Origin of the sequence: Pacificibacter maritimus (assembly GCF_003814915.1) — a bacterium.
GTDB lineage: Bacteria > Pseudomonadota > Alphaproteobacteria > Rhodobacterales > Rhodobacteraceae > Celeribacter > Celeribacter maritimus.
In genome coordinates this window covers 146,647-163,695 of sequence record NZ_RKQK01000003.1, presented here as the reverse complement: position 1 = coordinate 163,695, position 17,049 = coordinate 146,647, and the positions used below count along the sequence as shown (strand labels likewise).

Sequence of the window (17,049 nt, the reverse complement as noted above, 5' to 3'; positions counted from 1 at the left end):
CGCTCTGGTATGATTGATCCGATCAGCATAAAATAGCGCGAATTGGCTTAGATTTTAAGCCATGCAAGATAACCTTTGAGGTCTAAAGTGCCGATATCTCTGATCCGCAAAGCGCCCCGCGCCGTCACGTCTATTGCTTGTGTTGCCGCTTTGACGGCCTGTGTCGATGCGACAACGCCGATAACTTCCGCGCCACAACCGCAAGCGCCTGTCAGCTCTGTCAGCCCTGTGAAAACAGACGGGCCTGTGACGGTCGAAACCTTTGCGGCAATCGTGCGCAGCATGGAACCCATTGCTGAATCCGAATGTCGCCAGCGCACCTCTGGGGCGAATTGCGATTTCAAGATCGTTGTCGAAAGTAACCCCCGCGCGCCGTCAAATGCTTCGCAATCTTTGGATGCCAATGGACGCCCTGTCTTGACGTTCTCTGTGGCCTTGCTTGCGGATGTGCGCAATTCCGATGAGTTGGCGTTCATTTTAGGGCATGAGGCGGCGCATCACATTTCGGGTCACATAAATCGCGCCCAAGAAAGTGCAGCAGTCGGTGGGCTTTTGGGCGGTGTTTTGGCCGCAGCCGTCGGCGCCGATGCTGCCACTGTGGAAACCGTGCAAAACCTTGGCGCAACCGTGGGCGCGCGGCGGTATTCAAAAGCCTACGAATTGGAAGCCGATCAGCTGGGGACCATCATTGCCTATCGTGCGGGCTATAACCCCATTCGCGGCGCGGCGTTTTTCACCCGCATACCTGATCCAGGGGACCGTTTCTTAGGGTCGCACCCTCCCAATGCGCAACGGATTGAAACTGTGCGCCGCACGATGGCGACCCTGTAAAGCCTGACTGTGGTGTCACCGTGCCTTATGCGGTGTCTGACAATTCCCAGAACATTCCGGATTGTGGCGTAAATCTTAACAAAGCCGCGGCTGTGTCGCGGTTTTGCCCTGATTGGCAGCCTAACTGATATCGTAATATCGTTATCACATCAGGAGCAACGCCCATGGGACATAGACTTTCAGGACATATGATCGCCACCTATGCCTGTGCTCATCTGACGGGCCCCTGTTTGAACCGCAGTTTGACAGTGGATGGGATCGAACCCTTTGGATCAGCCGATGAATGTTTCACATTGGACTGCTATAGCGATCACAGTTCCATCAGGCTTTGGTGCATTCTTGATGATGCAGGGGATGTGGTGCAAGGCGGCTTGGTCCCTGATACGCAAAGCTATAACGGGCTTGGCGGCGGGGATAATCATATCATTTTCAAAGGCGGTTTTATCGTCGATCTGTCAGGTTTCTACAGCAGTCAACGCAGCTATACGGCAAAAGGTGAACCGCAAAACCATCTGCCTGCTGACAAACACCACGCTTTGCTACAAAAACGACCGCATTCGCATCTGTTTTGCGACGGATCGCTTGCGGAGATGGCGGGCGCAGAAAATCGCGGATCTGTTGCAGCTATATTTGGCCGAGCGGCCTGACTCATACTTTTGCTCAGTGGCGCTTTTATTGCCCAGAGATTTGTTTATAAAACCCGTGTGATCACTTTCGAAAATATCATATCCGACCGCGGGTCAAAATATGCCGTCTCAGGCGGGGGATGTGACTCGGCTGATGAGGCCAAGGCTTTCATTAAAACCCTGTGCAAATCCAAGAAATTCGCGAAAGCCACTCACAACACTTGGGGGCTTTTGGCGGGCGACACCCCGATCAAAAACGATGACGGGGAAAGCGGTGCGGGCATGGTGATTTTGCGCATGTTAGAGCGCGAGGACCTGCGCGATCACATCATCGTCGTCACACGTTGGTATGGCGGTAAACATTTGGGCGGCGACCGCTTTCGCCATGTGCAAGATGCGGTACGATACTATTTGGATCATCGGTCTTAGAGAACAGGTGCAGTTTTTTGGGGGGATTTAGGCGCTAAGCGCCGCAATACCATTCTAATTCAGGTAAGTTTGAATTTTTCCCATCGCTGCAGCATCTAAACGAAGCTTTTCTAACTCTCCTTGCTGGTCGGTCCAGTCTAGTTCATTCGCCTTCTCTTTGGCCAAAGCTTGAGCTCGCTCAGATTGAAGCGTTTTTTCAATCGATGCTTTTATGATCGGGCGCAGGTGCTCCGGAAAGTCATCGGTGACATAGTAACCCAAACGCACTGACATCGCGAGCGGCGGAATTATATCTGCAACTGTTTCAACATCGGGTAGCAAGGGGTGAGGTTCTGACGTCAAGGCAAGGATCATTCTTACGTCATCTTCACAGTCTTGCACCAATTCTGGCATTGTGACCATAACGTCAACCCGCCCTGATTGGAGTAGATCACAGGTGGGTGTTTCATGTGGTGTTGCTAGGTCAAAACCGAAATCAAAATAGCGTGCTGCCGCTCTGGTTTGACTTGTAGATCCCGCCTCAGCCATCAGGTACCCTAATTTGAGCGTCTGATCAAAATGCACATCTGCCATGGTTTCAAAGTTTAGATAGGGGGATGAACTTGGTGCCACTAAAACCACGGGAAACGTTAGAATGGATCCCAATGGCTGAAACGGGTTAGCTTTGGTCTCAGGCGCGACGAAAGGGCCTGCGAGAAACATATCATTGACCAACGTTAGCACGGTTGGCCCCTCATATTGACCGGTGGAAACCTTGGCCATGATGTCAAAGGGGCCGCGTTCTGCGCCGGCTTCTTCGATAAAATTGACCGTCAATTCAGTATTCTTATCGATATCTTCCGCAATATATCGGGATATCACCTCAATGAAACCATCTTCGCCGCCTGGAAATGGAACCACGAGGTTAATTGTTTCAGCTGCGGCAATTATTGGCGCGGCGCAGAACAATGCTGCGCTCAAAATTGTGCGTTTTATTAAAGAAGTCATCGAGCACAGATCCTTAGTCGGTTTCTACGAACCTGACCTTTGTCTGCCAAAAAAACTAACGGCAGATGAATGTTACAAATCTTTTTGCGTTTTTGCAGCCAATTTTCAGCCGCGCCCTGCTTTGCGCCTTAGGTGCCACCTGTAAATCATGGGGGCCAGAACCCTGTCGTAAGCCCATTCACTCAGCGGTAAAACTATGGGCCAGCCCGTGACGCGCGCAAGCCACCTGTATTTCGGCATTTCGCGCCACAGTACCCGAAACGCAGGGATGCCAGACACAAGCTGGCCTTTGTGGGCCACATACAACCGCCGTGCCGCCTGATCCTCAGTCAGGCCCCAGCGCTGCAAATTGCATGAATTGAGATCATCAAAACGGATTGAAAGCGCATGTTGCGCCGCATAACCCGCGTAATGCGAAATCTCGAAATTGCACACAGGACAGTCCGCGTTGAATAGAACTTCGGTTTCGGAGGGATCATTTTGCGTCATAGGATATATATAGAACAGAATTTGCGCAGGCCAATGAGGCATTTGGGTTTATGCTTTGACCTGAGCGATGCAAGCATTGCTGAGCGCCCGACCAAGGGTCAGATTTCCATAAAGTCTTGTTTTACTGCATTTGTCAGAAAGCGTTCTAAATCATCGTATCGCTGTGGCTCAAATCCGGAATGTCGGACCGCACTCAACAAACGCAGAGTTGGGAACTTTGGCGGTATTGTATCAGTTTGATTGCGAGCATAATCAAATAGGCATTCTGACAATACGTAAACCGTTGCCCATCGAGTGACGATTGATAACTTCCCATACCCAGTTTGTTTTGTGGGGCTTACTTGTATTTTTTCAGAATCAAATTCATCGTGCAAAGCATACGCTGACTGATATGCCCTGAGGAGCGCTTGGAGGACTTTAACCGCGTCGCCATTCCCACTTTCGATCGAGAGCTTTAGATTTTGAAACTCTCCAGCGCTCCGACCCTGTCGGGTCTTACGCGCGTTGCCTCCGAAAAATGATCCCCAACGTTCCGATTTCGTGCATTTCTGAAAACAGTCTCCCAGACTGTTTTCTATTTCGAAATGCACCCCCACAAATCATACTCCCCAGCCTCATCTACCTCGACTGTCACCAAATCCCCGACACTCAAACCAGACGTGCCCTCATCAATAAACAAGTTCCCATCAATCTCGGGCGCGTCGCTTTTGGTGCGGCAGGTGGCGATGCCGTCTTCGTCGATGTCGTCCACGATAACCTGCATCGTCTGACCGACTTTACGTGCTAGCTTGGCCTCGGAAATGGCTTGGGATTTTTCCATGAACCGTTCCCAGCGCTCTTGTTTGACCTCTTCAGCCACGTGATCGGGCAGCGCATTCGAGCGCGCGCCAGCGACGTTTTCGTATTTGAAGCAGCCCACGCGGTCGAGCTGCGCTTCATCCAGCCAATCGAGCATATATTGGAATTCGGCCTCGGTCTCACCTGGGTAGCCGACAATGAACGTGGACCGCAGGGTGATATCAGGACAATCGCTGCGCCATGCGGCGATTTCATCCAGCACTTTGGCTGAAGCCGCAGGGCGCGCCATGCGTTTCAAAACATCTGGGTGGCCATGTTGGAAGGGGATATCAAGATAGGGCAAAACCGCATTCGATGTATCCGCCATCAGTGGGATCAAATCGCGCACATGAGGGTAGGGGTAAACATAATGCAAGCGCACCCACAGATCATCCGCCGCGCCCAGTTGGCCGAGCTCGCGTGTCAGATCAGTGATGTGTGAACGTACATCACGATCTTTCCAAGGATGCGTCGAATAGCGACGATCAAGCCCGTAAGCGGATGTGTCTTGTGAGATCACGAGCAATTCTTTAACGCCAGCCTCCACCAGCTTTTCAGCCTCGCGCAAGATCGCATGCACAGGGCGCGATTGCAGTTTGCCGCGCATGTCGGGAATGATGCAGAATTTGCAGGCGTGATTACAGCCCTCAGAGATTTTGAGATAGCTGAAATGGCGCGGAGTCAAAGACACGGATTGCGCAGGCAGCAGATCAACATAAGGGTTCGGTTTGGGCGGCACAGCACCGTGCACGGCATCCAAAACTTGTTCATATTGATGCGGGCCAGTGACGGCCAGAACTTTGGGATGCACGCCAGTGATATATTCGGGCTCCGCGCCCAAACAGCCCGTGACAATAACCTTACCGTTTTCTTGCAGCGCCTCGCCGATGGCCTCAAGACTTTCGGCTTTGGCACTGTCCAAAAAGCCGCAGGTATTGACCACAACCGCATCAGCGCCCGTGTAATCGTTTGAAATCGCATAGCCTTCGGCGCGCAGGCGCGTCAAAATCCGTTCACTGTCCACCAAAGCTTTTGGACAGCCAAGTGAAACCATGCCAATCGTTGGCTGGTCTGTGCGGGCTTTGCCATTGGCGACATCAACAACTGGCCGAGGGGCCAGATCGGGGCGGAGATTCGGTGGATTTGTGCTCATAGCCCTGCCATACACGGGTTTAACGCACGGGTGAAGTCTGTCGTTACTCTGTGGGACCGCGATACATCGCAGCCCGTGACGCAAGTTGATGCGGCACGAATGCACACATGTGCGTGAGATGTTGCAATATGTGCGTTAACGCCCCTCACACAGGGGCAAAAATGCCGCTAAACAGGTGAAAACAGTTTAACCCTCTTCAACGAGTGAGCCAAATGACAAATACGAAAAACAGCTACGGCGGCTTGGCCCGCTTTTTCCACTGGGCGATTGCCCTGCTGATCCTGACGGCCTTTGCGCTGGGCATCATTGGTGACAACATGCCCCGCAATGCCGAAACCGTAGACACACTCAAGACGCTGTATTCCGTGCATAAAACGGTTGGTGTGACGGTGTTTATTCTGGCGGTTTTGCGCATCATTTGGGCGATTGTCCAGCCCCGCCCTGTGCCGTTGCACCCTGAAAAGAAGCTTGAAACTTTGGCGGCTGAGGTCATGCACTGGGCGCTTTACGGTGCCCTTGTGGTTGTGCCTTTGTCTGGTTGGGTGATGCATGCCGCCGAAGTGGGCTTTGCCAATATTTGGTGGCCCTTCGGCCAAGGACTGCCCTTTGTACCAAAATCCGAAGCCGTTTCCCACGCAGCGGGGGCTGTGCACGGGGTGGCCGTTTTCGTCCTGTTGGGTGCGGTTGTGGCCCATATTGCTGGCGCAGTAAAACATGTGGTGATCGACAAAGACGACACGATGGCGCGTATGACCAAAGGCGTGTCAGCAGGCGATGCTTCAACCAGCAGTCATAGCCTGATTGCCCCGCTTGCGGGTCTTGGGCTATGGGTGATTGTTATTGGCGGCGCGCTGGCGGGAAATGCGATGGCGGTTGAAACTGCGGCTGCCCCCGCTGAAGTTGAGGCAACACAAGATGAACCTTCTGGGATCATGCCTGTGACCGATGCGCCTGAATGGACCGTTACAGATGGCCGCTTGAGCTTTAAGGTCGCACAATCTGGTGCACCGATCGAAGGTGTCTTTGACACTTGGAATGCGCAGATCACATATGACGTCGACACAGGTTTGGGCACAGTATCCGTGAACATCGACACGACCTCTCTGACGCTTGGGTCTGTGACCTCAACAGCCAAAGGGCCGGAGTTTTTCAACACAGATGCCTATACCACATCCATCTTCGAAGCCGAGATCGCCCGCATCGAGAATGGCCCCGCACATGTGGCCACGGGGGATGTGACCTTGATCGGGCAAACTGTGCCTGTCTTGTTGGAATTTGATCTGCAAGTTGATGGCACTGCGGCAAAGATGACTGGCCAAGCTCTATTGGACCGCCGTGATTTCGGCATGGGGCAGGGCTACGCCGATGAAAGCACTGTTGGTTTTGCCGTTGATATAACCGTGGAGCTCACTGCACAGCGCGCTGAATAGACGGCAGCAGTAGGCCATATCCATTTATGAAACCAAAAAAAAGGGGGCGCTTTGGTGCCCCTTTTTTAATGCAAACCTATGGCGTGCAAAATGCGCCCACTAGGCCCCCACTAGAGCCACGCGGTAACAGGCAGACTTCACACCTATCCTCATACATAAGCCCATAAAAAAAGGCCGCTGAGCACTGCTTCAGCGGCCTTCAAAGATGTCGTAAGCCAGTCAGCTTACATCGCTTGCATAGCTTCGATTGAAATGTTCACTTCAACTTCGTCAGAAATGTAAGGTGCGAACATGCCCATGTCGTAGTCTGAACGCAAAATTGTTGTTGTCGCGTCAAAGCCTGCCCAAGGCGTTTTTGCCATTGGGTGATCGCCCATTTGGTTCATCGTCGCGTCCAAAACAGCTGGCTTCGTGATGCCGTTCAAAGTCAAATCGCCAGTGATCAAACCTGTGTTTTCGCCTGTCACTTCGATGCTTGTGGATTTGAATGTGATTGTTGGGTTGGCTTCTGCGCCAAAGAAATCTTCGCCCAAGAGATGCGCTGTGCGTTCAGCCCAACCTGTGTACAGGCTGTCTGCTGGGAAAGACACTTCTACAGATGAATTTGCTGCATCTTCAGCGTCGAATTGGATCGTGCCTTCGAAACCTGAAAAAATACCTTTGGTTGTTGAGTAACCAAGGTGGTTGTAAGAAAATTCGATTTGGCTGTGGGATGCGTCAAGCGCGTATTCGGTTGTGTCTGCAACAGCTGCCGTTGCGAAACCAAGGCCGATGACGGAGGAAAGAAGAAGGTTTTTCATAGGTTGGGTCACTCTCTCAAAAATATGTTTCGGCTCCCGATCAGTCCCGATCAGAAACGTTGGCCATAATATGGGGTGTCTTTTTCATTGGAACAACTCACTGCGCTCAAACAGTTTCTGTGCAAAATCGAACGTAACAATTGTGATCCGATTTAAAGCCATACTGGCTTGGGTTTTACGTGATTTTCTCATGAGAAGGGGGGCAAAGCCCCCCCCTTTAGATAACGATGATTTGACCTAAATTACTCTTTTAAGCGCCAACCTGTTTTGAAAATCCATGCCACCGCAGAAATGCACAGAAGTAAAAAGATCGAAATCGCCGCCAGTGACACGCCGACAGGCACATCTGAGACTTCGAAAAACGCCCAGCGAAAGCCCGAGATCAGGTAAAGCACAGGGTTAAATTTGACCACAGTTTCCCAAAAGCCAGGCAACATATCCGCTGAATAAAACGCGCCGCCCAAAAACACCAAAGGTGTGACCACCAAAAGTGGAATGATTTGCAGCTGTTCAAAATTGCTGGCCCAAATCCCGATGATAAAGCCCAGCAATGAAAAACTGACAGCCGTTAAAACCAGAAAACCAAGGGCCCAAAACGGGTGGGCGATTTGTAGATCCACAAAGAAGGTCGCGGTGATCAAAGTGACAAAAGCGATGATCATCGCCTTGCTCGCAGCTGATCCCACATAGCCGATCAGAATTTCAACAAAGGAAATCGGGGCTGTAAACAATTCAAAAATCGTGCCTGTAAACTTGGGGAAATAAATCCCGAATGAGGCATTTGATAGCGACTGTTGCAAGACCGTTAACATGATCAAACCAGGGACGATGAATGCACCGTAAGAAATCCCTCCGACCTCTTGAATGCGCCCGCCGATGGCCGCACCGAAGACGACAAAATACAAGACAGTCGATAGAACTGGCGACAAGATGGACTGACTTAAGGTTCGAAAAAATCTTTTCATTTCCGATATATATATAGATTTTATGGCCAGCCAATTCATGCTGTTTCCTCCACAAGGGTCAAAAATACATCTTCCAATGAGCTTTGATGACTTTCCAAATCGCGCACTGAAATGCTTGCTGCAGCCAAATCCGCAATCATGCGTGTGATACCAGATCGCTCGGCGCGCGTGTCATAGGTGTAGGTCAGGGTCAGACCGTCTTGAGAACGCTGTAAATCATAGTCAGACAGGCTTGCAGGCAGCTCAGCGAGTGGTTCAACAAGAGACAACTTTAGGGTCTTGCGCCCAAAGCTTTGCATCAAAGTGGCAGTGTTTTCGACCAACAGGATTTTTCCGCCGTTGATCACGCCAATGCGGTCGGCCATTTCTTCGGCTTCTTCGATATAATGGGTGGTCAAAATAATGGTGACGCCACTGTCACGCAGTTTGCGCACCACATCCCACATATCGCGGCGCAAGGCCACATCAACCCCCGCGGTCGGTTCATCCAAAAACAGGACTTTTGGCTGATGCGACAATGCCTTAGCGATCATGACACGGCGTTTCATACCACCCGACAGAGCCATGTTTTTGGCATCCTTTTTGTCCCATAAGGACAAGGATTTCAAAACCTCTTCCAAATAGGCATCATCAGGCTTTCGCCCAAAAAGGCCCCGCGTTAGGCGCACGGAATTCCAGACGGTTTCAAAGATATCGAGCGCTATTTCCTGTGGAACAAGCCCGATTTGCGCACGCGCTTTGCGGGGCTCTTTTTCCACATCAAACCCGCCAACGGTCACTGTACCAGAACTGATTTTGATCATGCCGCAAATGGCACTGATCAAAGTTGTTTTGCCTGCACCATTTGGTCCGAGCAGTGCAATAATTTCGCCCTTTTCGATGTTTAAATTGACGTGATCAAGCGCATGTGTGCCCGATCCATAGGTCTTGGTCAGGTTCTTGATTTCGATAATGGGCGCCATAGTCAGGGCCTTTCAAATTGAAATAGTGTCACTCTTGGTACGTCATTTAGCTCTGCTAAGCGATTTTGAGAACCCTTGTCGTCCGCACAGACCCTGCGCCACTGGCGCACACGAAAGCGCGCGTCGATATAAAAAGCCGCCCTAAAAGAGCGGCTTTTGTAAAATACAAATCTAATTCGCCTTTAGCGTCGACGATCTCGGCGTGATGACATCGGCTGGAAAGCCACGCCCACATGCGCTTCGCAGTAAGGTTTGCCTTGCTTGCTTGGCAGGCCGCAGAACCAAAAATCATCCGTCGCAGGGTCACCAATCGGCCATTTGCAGGTTTTCTCGGTGAGTTCCATAACGGAAATCTTTTTGGCCTTCTTTTCGACCTCAGAGACCTTTGCCAAAGCTTCGGCTGGAATTTCGTTGGCAGAAGGCTGGGGCGGCAAAGGTTGACCCGCAGGGATGATTGCACGGCGCGCTGGCAAAGACGGCTTTGGCGCAGGGGCGGCGGGTTCAGCCGCTTTCGGCGCTGGCTTTGCCTTCGGCTTGGGCGCTGGTGCTGCTTCGACCTTGGGCTTGGCTGTGGCTTTCGCTTTCGCGGCCGCGGGTTTTGCAGGTGCTGTGCTGCCCGCGCGATTGGACAAGCCAAGGCGGTGCACTTTGCCAATCACGGCATTGCGGGTTACACCGCCAAGCTCTTTTGCGATCTGCGAGGCTGATTGACCCTCGCCCCACATTTTTTTCAACAGCTCGACGCGCTCATCGGTCCAGGACATGATCGTTCCTTGTACTTCGCAAAACCAAAACGGCCCAGATGGCCGTTGGTATAGCATCTTCATCGTGCGAGAGGGGCCTCGCTCATTTGGCAAATCTCTACTGGCCTGTATCCCTACACGGCGTAGGGCAGGCGAGCAAGCGCTACTGCACAGGTCTCCACCATCGAGTGGTCCCTTGGGCCTTTGTGCAAAGCCCTTTTGCGCAGGAAGTGCTTTGAGAATTCCTAACACACCCTATTTTAAACAGCCTGAGACAGGTTACAAGCGCGTGCAGCGACTCAATTGGGGAATATCTGATGACACAGGCAATTAATTCAAGTCAATCTGACGCAAGTCTGGGCCAAACCGATGCCAGCATGGGGGTGCGCCGTTTTGGTGTGATCAATTGGATGGGTCTGTACACATTGGCGCTGCGTGAAATTTTACGCTTTACGACGGTTTGGACACAGACCTTATTGGCGCCTTTGATTACCGCTGGGTTGTTCTTGGCAGTTTTCACATTGGCCATTGGCGCAAACCGTGGCGATGTGATGGGCGTGCCATTTATACACTTTTTGGCCCCTGGTATTTTATCTATGACCGTGATCCAGAACGCGTTCACCAATACGTCTTCGTCTTTGCTGGTTTCGAAAGTGCAAGGCAATATCGTTGACACACTCATGCCACCCCTATCGCCGTTAGAACTGGTTTTGGGCTATATGGCAGGCGCTTTGGCGCGTGGTCTGTTCGTGGCCTTTGCGATTTGGCTGGGCATGGCGCTGAGCGTAGGCTTGGGTGTCTCCCACCCGCTATATGCGCTGTTGTTCCTAACTTTGGGCGCTTTGTTCATGGGCGGGGTCGGCGTTTTGGCTGGTATCGTGGCGCAAAAATTCGATCAAATGGCTGCGATTACCAACTTTATCATTACGCCTTTGTCCTTTCTGTCAGGCACGTTTTATTCCGTGGACAGCCTGCCTGTTTGGTTTCGCACGCTGACCCATTTTAATCCCGTGTTCTATCTAATTGACGGGGTGCGCTATGGCATTATCGGGCGCTCTGATTCGTCGCCTATCTTAGGCCTTTGCGTTGTCGGCGGCTGTGCCTTTGCCGTCTTGTTTTCCTGCTGGGTGATGTTCAAACGGGGCACCAAATTAAAGTCCTAAGGGGAGAGTGGTGCTATACGTGCCTTAAGGCGTTGCCCCTTACAAAAACCTGTTTGCTTTCGCATTTTCGCCTGATTTCACGCGCAGACTGGCCTTTAAAGTGATGAAGGTTCTCTGCGCGTTATGTTTGAATATCGTAAATCAAAGCCCTTGCTTGGGGTGTTTTTGACCACAGTCTTGTTCCTGTTAGGCCTCTCTTGGCCACAAATGGCAGGGGCAGCAGACAGTCTGGCCAAGGATCTGGATCGTCTGGATCGGCGCGCCGAACTGATCGGCTGGGAAGGTGTCGGGCGCCTTGATATGCGCGGCAAAGGCACCTGTTCAGGGGCTTTGATCGCAGCGGATTTGGTGCTGACAGCCGCGCATTGTGTGGTCAAAAGCGACAATACCAAAATTGACCCAAGTGATGTGATGTTTCGTGCAGGTCTGCGCAATGGCGATTTTATCGCCTCCTCAAAAGGCTTGCGCATCGCAGTGCATTCCGACTACCGCCATGCTGCGAAGATCACAGGTGCCATGATCCGCAGCGATGTGGCAGTGATCAAACTGGCAACGCCCATTCCCAATGCATTGGCAAAGCCGTTTTTGCTGCACAGGTCTCTGATTTCCAAAGGGGAATTGGCTGTCGCCTCTTATGGACGCGGGCGCAATGATGCTTTGTCAGTGCAGCGGGCCTGCAATATTTTAGAGGCTCAAAAGGGACTGTATTCATTTGATTGCGACATTACTTTCGGGTCCTCTGGCGCACCTGTTTTCGCGCTCGACGGGGGGCGCAAGCGCATTGTGTCCGTGGTCTCGTCCATGTCTTCGCATAACGGGCGCATTGTTGGGCATGGCATGAGTTTGCTTGATGTGGTCACCGATCTGAAACGTGAAATTGCAAATGGTGCACCGATGCGGCGCGATGTTCCTGTTGTTGCGCGCCGCATTCAAGTGGGCAGCACGAAATCTGTCGGCAAGTCGAAATTTGTCTCGGCAAAGTAAATCACGGCCCAGATTTACCCCAATCTGGCGCCTGATAATTCTTTTGACAGCATGCCAAGCCAAGTCTATGAAGCGCCTATGAACTCAGACCACAAATATCACTTTCAGTCCCGACGACGCTGATATTGGACGCCGCGCAAGCGCTTTCGTCTTAGTTTATCCGTGCCGATTGCGGCACATGTCGCACGAAATTGCCGTGCATCCCCTAAATCTTAACTGAAATCGTTGACAGACACAGCTGTGCAGGCCACCCATTGGACTTCGCAATTCGTGCATCACACCATTAAGGACCATAGTATGATTTCGTCCGTACTCCCGACCTACAACAGGGCGCCACTTTCATTTGTTCAGGGTCAAGGCTCTTGGCTGATAGAGGCCGACGGGCGACGCTTTTTAGACTTTGGTGCGGGCATTGCTGTGAACACCTTGGGCCATGCCAACCCAGAATTGGCGCAGGTGCTCAAAGATCAAGCCGATACTTTGTGGCATGTCTCGAACCTATATCAAATTCCAGCGCAACAGAAATTGGCTGACAAATTGGTGGTCGAAACCTTCGCCGATACCTGCTTTTTCACCAACTCAGGCACAGAGACTGCGGAGTTGGCGATTAAAATGGCGCGAAAATATTTTAGCGCCAAAGGTCAGGCAGAACGCATCGAAATCATCACCTTTGAGGGCTGTTTTCACGGGCGCTCCACAGGCGCTATCGCGGCCTCTGGCTCTGAAAAGATGACCGCTGGCTTTGGACCGTTGATGCCCGGATTTGTCACTGTGCCTTTCGCCGATCACAACGCAGTGAAAGCTGCGATCAACGATAAAACGGCGGCGGTTATGATCGAGCCGATCCAAGGCGAAGGCGGCATTCGCCCTGTGCCAGATCAATGCCTCAAAGGCTTGCGCGATCTGTGCGACGAGCACGGCATCTTGTTGATCTTCGATGAAGTCCAATGCGGTGTCGCGCGCACGGGCAAACTTTTTGCCCATGAATGGTCAGGCATCACGCCTGATATCATGATGGTGGCGAAAGGCTTGGGCGGGGGCTTTCCTTTAGGCGCACTTTTGGCCACTGAAGACGCCGCCCGCGGCATGGTTGCAGGCACCCATGGCTCCACTTACGGTGGCAATCCTTTGGGCTGCGCTGTCGGCCTGAAAGTCATGGAAATCGTGTCCGAGTCTGCTTTTATGGATGAGGTGAACCGCAAAGCAGCACTCTTGTCGCAAAAGCTCGAGGGGCTGATTGCGGCGCATCCTGACGTGTTTGAAAGCGTGCGCGGGCAGGGGCTTATGGCGGGCCTCAAATGCAAGGTCGCGCCCATCGATGTGGTCAACGCCGCCTATGCGCAAGAATTGCTGACCGTGCCTGCCGCCGATAATGTGCTGCGCTTGCTGCCGCCTTTGAATATCTGCGACGAGGACATCGCCGAGGCCGTTGCACGCCTTGATGCGGCTGCACAACAGGTGTCGGGCGATGGCTGACTATAGTTTCAGACCCATCACGCGGGACGATCTACCCATGTTTAAAGCTTGGGTCGATCAGCCTCATATGGGCGGCTGGTGGGGCGACAGCGGCACCGAGGCGCGCCTTGTGCAAGAAGACATGGGCAAGGGCGTCGTTGATATGCGGATCGTCGAACACGGCGGCACGCCTATTGCCTATATCCAAGACTATAACGCCCATGCCTTTGACGCACCGCAATACGCGGACTTGCCCAAAGACACGCGGGCTGTGGATACGTTTTTGGGGGACCCTGCCTTTTTGGGGCAAGGTCATGCCAAAGCCTATCTCAGAGCACGCTGCGATATTTTGCTCGACCACTATCCTATGGTGGCGGTCGACCCCGACCCGAAGAACACCCGTGCCATTCGCGCTTATGCGGCTGCTGGGTTTGGTGAGCGACGACTTTGTGCTTGTGAAGACGGCGATCCCGTTCTTGTCCTAACCCGTCATCATTGATCCTGCGCCCTTTGGCCATACACACAGATTAGAAGATACGTTTATGAACCACTTTCTTGATATACACACCACCGATGCAGCTGACCTGCGCAAAATCATTGATACGGCGCGCGCCACCAAAGAGGCCCGTTCGGGCAAACCTAAAGCTGCGCTTGATGCGGAACTGCCCCTTGATGGCAAAATGGTCGCGCTGATCTTTGAAAAACCATCGACCCGCACGCGCGTGTCTTTCGACGTGGGCGTGCGCCAAATGGGCGGGCAAACGATGGTGCTGTCAGGCGCGGATATGCAGCTTGGTCACGGTGAAAGCATCGCTGACACGGCGCGCGTTTTGTCGCGCTATGTTGATATGATCATGATCCGGACCTTCGAAGAATCCACCCTGTTGGAAATGGCCGAATATGCCACTGTGCCTGTTATCAACGGGCTTACCAACCGGACGCATCCTTGCCAAATCATGGCGGATATCTTGACGTTCGAAGAGCATCGCGGCCCTATCGCGGGCAAAAAAGTTGTGTGGTGTGGCGATGGCAATAATGTTGCGGCCTCTTTCATTCACGCAGCAGGGCAGTTCGGATTTGATCTGACTTTTGCGGGGCCAAGCCAACTTGATCCCGAAGCTGTTTTTATCAATGAAGCGCGCAAAAAAGGCGTGAAAATTGATATCGAACGCAATGCGGAAAAAGCTGTCGCAGGCGCTGATTTGATCGTTGCAGACACTTGGATGTCTATGCATGACAGCCAATCTGCCCGTGAACGCCGCCATGCGATGTTGCGCCCTTACCGCGTGGATCGCAAACTGATGGGGCTAGCCAATTCTGATGCTCTGTTCATGCACTGCTTGCCTGCGCATCGCGGTGAAGAAGTGACCAATGCAGTGATGGATGGGCCGCAATCTGTGATTTTCGACGAAGCAGAAAACCGTCTGCACGCGCAAAAAGCCATCATGGGCTGGTGCGTGTCGTAAGGATCAACAGTCGTATGTTGCAGAAAAAAGGGCGCTTAGTTCATCTCTAAGCGCCCTTCTTTATCAATTCGCTAGGCCTTAGTGAAACAGGCCCGTCAGCATAAAGAAGACCACTGCCGACAAAAGCGCCGCCGCAGGTACCGTGATGACCCATGCCGCAATGATGGTCATGAAATGCGATCTGCGCACCAATTTGCGACGACGGCGTTCTTCTTTGGCGATGCGTTTTTCTGGCGGCTTTTTGGCGTTTGACGCACGCGCGCGGCGCTCAAGATGCCATTCGCGAAAGAATCCAACCCCAAACACACCCCCGACAGCGATATGCGTGGAGGAAACAGGCAACCCCAGCCAGCTTGCAATAATCACAGTAATCGCCGCCGACAGCGCCACACAATAGGCGCGCATCGGGTTCAATTTTGTGATCTGACTGCCCACCATGCGGATAAGCTTCGGCCCAAACAACAGCAGACCAAAGGAAATCCCAAAGGCACCGATGATCATCACCCATTGGGGAATGTTCACTTTACCCGCGAATTCACCAAATTCATTCGCATGTACAATCGCCGCTAATGGTCCGACGGCATTGGCCACATCATTGGCACCATGGGCGAAAGACAGTAACGCGGCAGAAATCACCAAGGGGAGGCCAAACAGGGTTTTCAACGATTTGTTGCGGTTTTCCAAGCCTTCGGATTGCTTGCGGATTAAAGGCGCAGAAGCCACATATGCCAGCGCGCCCACGCCCGCGCCGATCAACAGCGCTGTTGGAATGTCGATTTTCACGATGCGCTTTAGGCCTTTGACTGCCAAATAAGCTGCGAATGCGCCCATCATAATGCCCACAAGAATGGGCACCCATTTTCGTGCGGCTGCGATTTTATCGTCTTGGTAGATGATTTTCGCTTTGATCAAAGCCAAAAAGCCCGCTGCGATTAATCCCCCCAAGAGCGGGGAAATCACCCATGATGCAGCAATCGCGCTCATGGAGGCCCAGTTCACCGCGCCAAATCCAGCGGCTGCGATCCCAGCCCCCATGACGCCGCCAACCACCGAATGGGTTGTCGAAACAGGCGCGCCGATCCATGTGGCCAAGTTGACCCAAAGCGCTGAAGATAACAAAGCTGCCATCATTGCCCAGATGAAAATCCGCGTTTCAGCCATAGCTGAGGGATCGATAATTCCCTTGGAAATGGTCGATACCACATCGCCACCAGCCAAAAGCGCGCCCGCACTTTCACATAGTGCTGCGATTACAATCGCTCCGCCCATGGTCAGGGCTTTCGCGCCCACCGCGGGCCCCATGTTGTTGGCCACGTCATTTGCGCCGATATTGATCGCCATATAAGCGCCCAATGCGGCAGCGGCCACGATGATCATTGAGCCAGGTTGGCTGCCAAAAACCAGTCCCGCGACCAAAGCTGCGATGACGATAAAGGCCAAAGCGACGCCCAGTCCCACCATGGGGCGCGCGACATAGTTTTGTGCATATTCAAATTGACTGATGCGGTTGAGGTCTTTGTCCAGTGTTTTCCACTGGTTGCCTTTAGGCTCACTCATGAGACCGTCCTTGATGTTTGCAAATCTGTTACATTTCGCGCAGCGCTATCGAATTGTAGGCCTTGGATCAACCTTTTTGCAGGGGGAGCACGCTTATATACGGATTTATCGCCGTCAACTGACGCAAGGGCACATCGATTTTCGGAAAATGCAACGCTTTTTCGTCAATGTG

General features: G+C 52.4%; 18 protein-coding genes. 9 read left to right on the top strand and 9 right to left on the bottom strand.

Annotated features, from left to right (window positions below):
* Positions 1-47 precede the first annotated feature (47 nt).
* Entirely contained in the window at positions 48-293 is a 246-nt protein-coding gene (locus EDD53_RS14990; RefSeq protein WP_246002373.1) for a hypothetical protein, read from the bottom strand.
* Between EDD53_RS14990 and EDD53_RS10100 the strand changes: the two genes are divergently transcribed.
* From EDD53_RS10100 to EDD53_RS10090, 3 genes are all read left to right on the top strand, one after another.
* Positions 283-831 carry a M48 family metalloprotease gene (locus EDD53_RS10100; protein ID WP_342772315.1) on the top strand — a complete coding sequence of 183 codons (549 nt, stop codon included), beginning with the start codon at positions 283-285 and terminating at the stop codon, positions 829-831. The two genes, EDD53_RS14990 and EDD53_RS10100, sit on opposite strands and share 11 nt — an antisense overlap.
* 164 nt (positions 832-995) lie before the next feature.
* Positions 996-1,478 carry a hypothetical protein gene (locus EDD53_RS10095; RefSeq protein ID WP_123793135.1) on the top strand — a complete coding sequence of 161 codons (483 nt, stop codon included), beginning with the start codon at positions 996-998 and terminating at the stop codon, positions 1,476-1,478.
* A 57-nt stretch (positions 1,479-1,535) separates the two neighbouring features.
* Entirely contained in the window at positions 1,536-1,886 is a 351-nt protein-coding gene (locus tag EDD53_RS10090) for a YigZ family protein (protein ID WP_123793134.1), read from the top strand.
* A gap of 54 nt (positions 1,887-1,940) precedes the next feature.
* On the opposite strand, the gene EDD53_RS10085 is transcribed toward EDD53_RS10090, so the two are convergent.
* The 3 genes from EDD53_RS10085 to rimO all read right to left on the bottom strand — a co-directional run bounded on the left by EDD53_RS10085 (position 1,941) and on the right by rimO (position 5,352).
* Positions 1,941-2,873, bottom strand: coding sequence for a tripartite tricarboxylate transporter substrate-binding protein (locus tag EDD53_RS10085; RefSeq protein WP_123793133.1), 933 nt, complete (start codon positions 2,871-2,873; stop codon positions 1,941-1,943).
* Positions 2,874-2,978: 105 nt separating this feature from the next.
* Complete coding sequence (locus tag EDD53_RS10080) at positions 2,979-3,362, bottom strand: thiol-disulfide oxidoreductase DCC family protein (RefSeq protein ID WP_123793132.1); 384 nt, start codon at positions 3,360-3,362, stop codon at positions 2,979-2,981.
* 574 nt (positions 3,363-3,936) lie between these two features.
* Entirely contained in the window at positions 3,937-5,352 is a 1,416-nt protein-coding gene (rimO, locus tag EDD53_RS10075; protein ID WP_123793131.1) for a 30S ribosomal protein S12 methylthiotransferase RimO, read from the bottom strand.
* A gap of 212 nt (positions 5,353-5,564) precedes the next feature.
* On the opposite strand from rimO, the gene EDD53_RS10070 reads away from it, so the two are divergent.
* Positions 5,565-6,782 (top strand): cytochrome b/b6 domain-containing protein, encoded by a 1,218-nt coding sequence (locus EDD53_RS10070; protein ID WP_123793130.1) that lies wholly within the window; start codon positions 5,565-5,567, stop codon positions 6,780-6,782.
* Between the two features lie 224 nt (positions 6,783-7,006).
* Here EDD53_RS10070 and EDD53_RS10065 read toward each other — a convergent pair whose 3' ends face one another.
* The 4 genes from EDD53_RS10065 to EDD53_RS10050 form a co-directional block, all read right to left on the bottom strand.
* Positions 7,007-7,582, bottom strand: a complete 576-nt coding sequence (locus EDD53_RS10065) for a YceI family protein (RefSeq protein WP_123793129.1) — start codon at positions 7,580-7,582, stop codon at positions 7,007-7,009.
* 242 nt (positions 7,583-7,824) lie between these two features.
* On the bottom strand, positions 7,825-8,586 hold the full coding sequence (locus EDD53_RS10060; RefSeq protein ID WP_123793128.1) for an ABC transporter permease: 762 nt from the start codon (positions 8,584-8,586) through the stop codon (positions 7,825-7,827).
* Positions 8,583-9,509, bottom strand: a complete 927-nt coding sequence (locus tag EDD53_RS10055) for an ABC transporter ATP-binding protein (RefSeq protein ID WP_123793127.1) — start codon at positions 9,507-9,509, stop codon at positions 8,583-8,585. The genes EDD53_RS10060 and EDD53_RS10055 overlap by 4 nt, the downstream gene beginning before the upstream one ends.
* A 182-nt stretch (positions 9,510-9,691) precedes the next feature.
* The gene (locus EDD53_RS10050) at positions 9,692-10,273 is read right to left on the bottom strand and encodes a GcrA family cell cycle regulator (protein WP_123793126.1); all 582 of its coding nucleotides are present in this window, start codon (positions 10,271-10,273) and stop codon (positions 9,692-9,694) included.
* Between the two features lie 296 nt (positions 10,274-10,569).
* On the opposite strand from EDD53_RS10050, the gene EDD53_RS10045 reads away from it, so the two are divergent.
* The 5 genes from EDD53_RS10045 (at position 10,570) to argF (ending at position 15,320) form a co-directional block, all read left to right on the top strand.
* Complete coding sequence (locus EDD53_RS10045; RefSeq protein ID WP_425464059.1) at positions 10,570-11,415, top strand: ABC transporter permease; 846 nt, start codon at positions 10,570-10,572, stop codon at positions 11,413-11,415.
* A gap of 123 nt (positions 11,416-11,538) precedes the next feature.
* A complete protein-coding gene (locus tag EDD53_RS10040; RefSeq protein WP_123793125.1) occupies positions 11,539-12,399 on the top strand; it encodes a trypsin-like serine peptidase in 861 nt (286 codons plus the stop codon).
* Between the two features lie 297 nt (positions 12,400-12,696).
* Positions 12,697-13,875, top strand: a complete 1,179-nt coding sequence (locus EDD53_RS10035) for an aspartate aminotransferase family protein (protein ID WP_123793124.1) — start codon at positions 12,697-12,699, stop codon at positions 13,873-13,875.
* The gene (locus EDD53_RS10030) at positions 13,868-14,353 is read left to right on the top strand and encodes a GNAT family N-acetyltransferase (RefSeq protein ID WP_170162738.1); all 486 of its coding nucleotides are present in this window, start codon (positions 13,868-13,870) and stop codon (positions 14,351-14,353) included. The genes EDD53_RS10035 and EDD53_RS10030 overlap by 8 nt, the downstream gene beginning before the upstream one ends.
* A gap of 43 nt (positions 14,354-14,396) precedes the next feature.
* Entirely contained in the window at positions 14,397-15,320 is a 924-nt protein-coding gene (argF, locus tag EDD53_RS10025; RefSeq protein ID WP_123793122.1) for an ornithine carbamoyltransferase, read from the top strand.
* 78 nt (positions 15,321-15,398) lie between these two features.
* Here the strand turns inward: argF and EDD53_RS10020 are convergent, their stop codons facing one another.
* Entirely contained in the window at positions 15,399-16,877 is a 1,479-nt protein-coding gene (locus EDD53_RS10020; protein ID WP_123793121.1) for an inorganic phosphate transporter, read from the bottom strand.
* Positions 16,878-17,049: the final 172 nt, after the last annotated feature.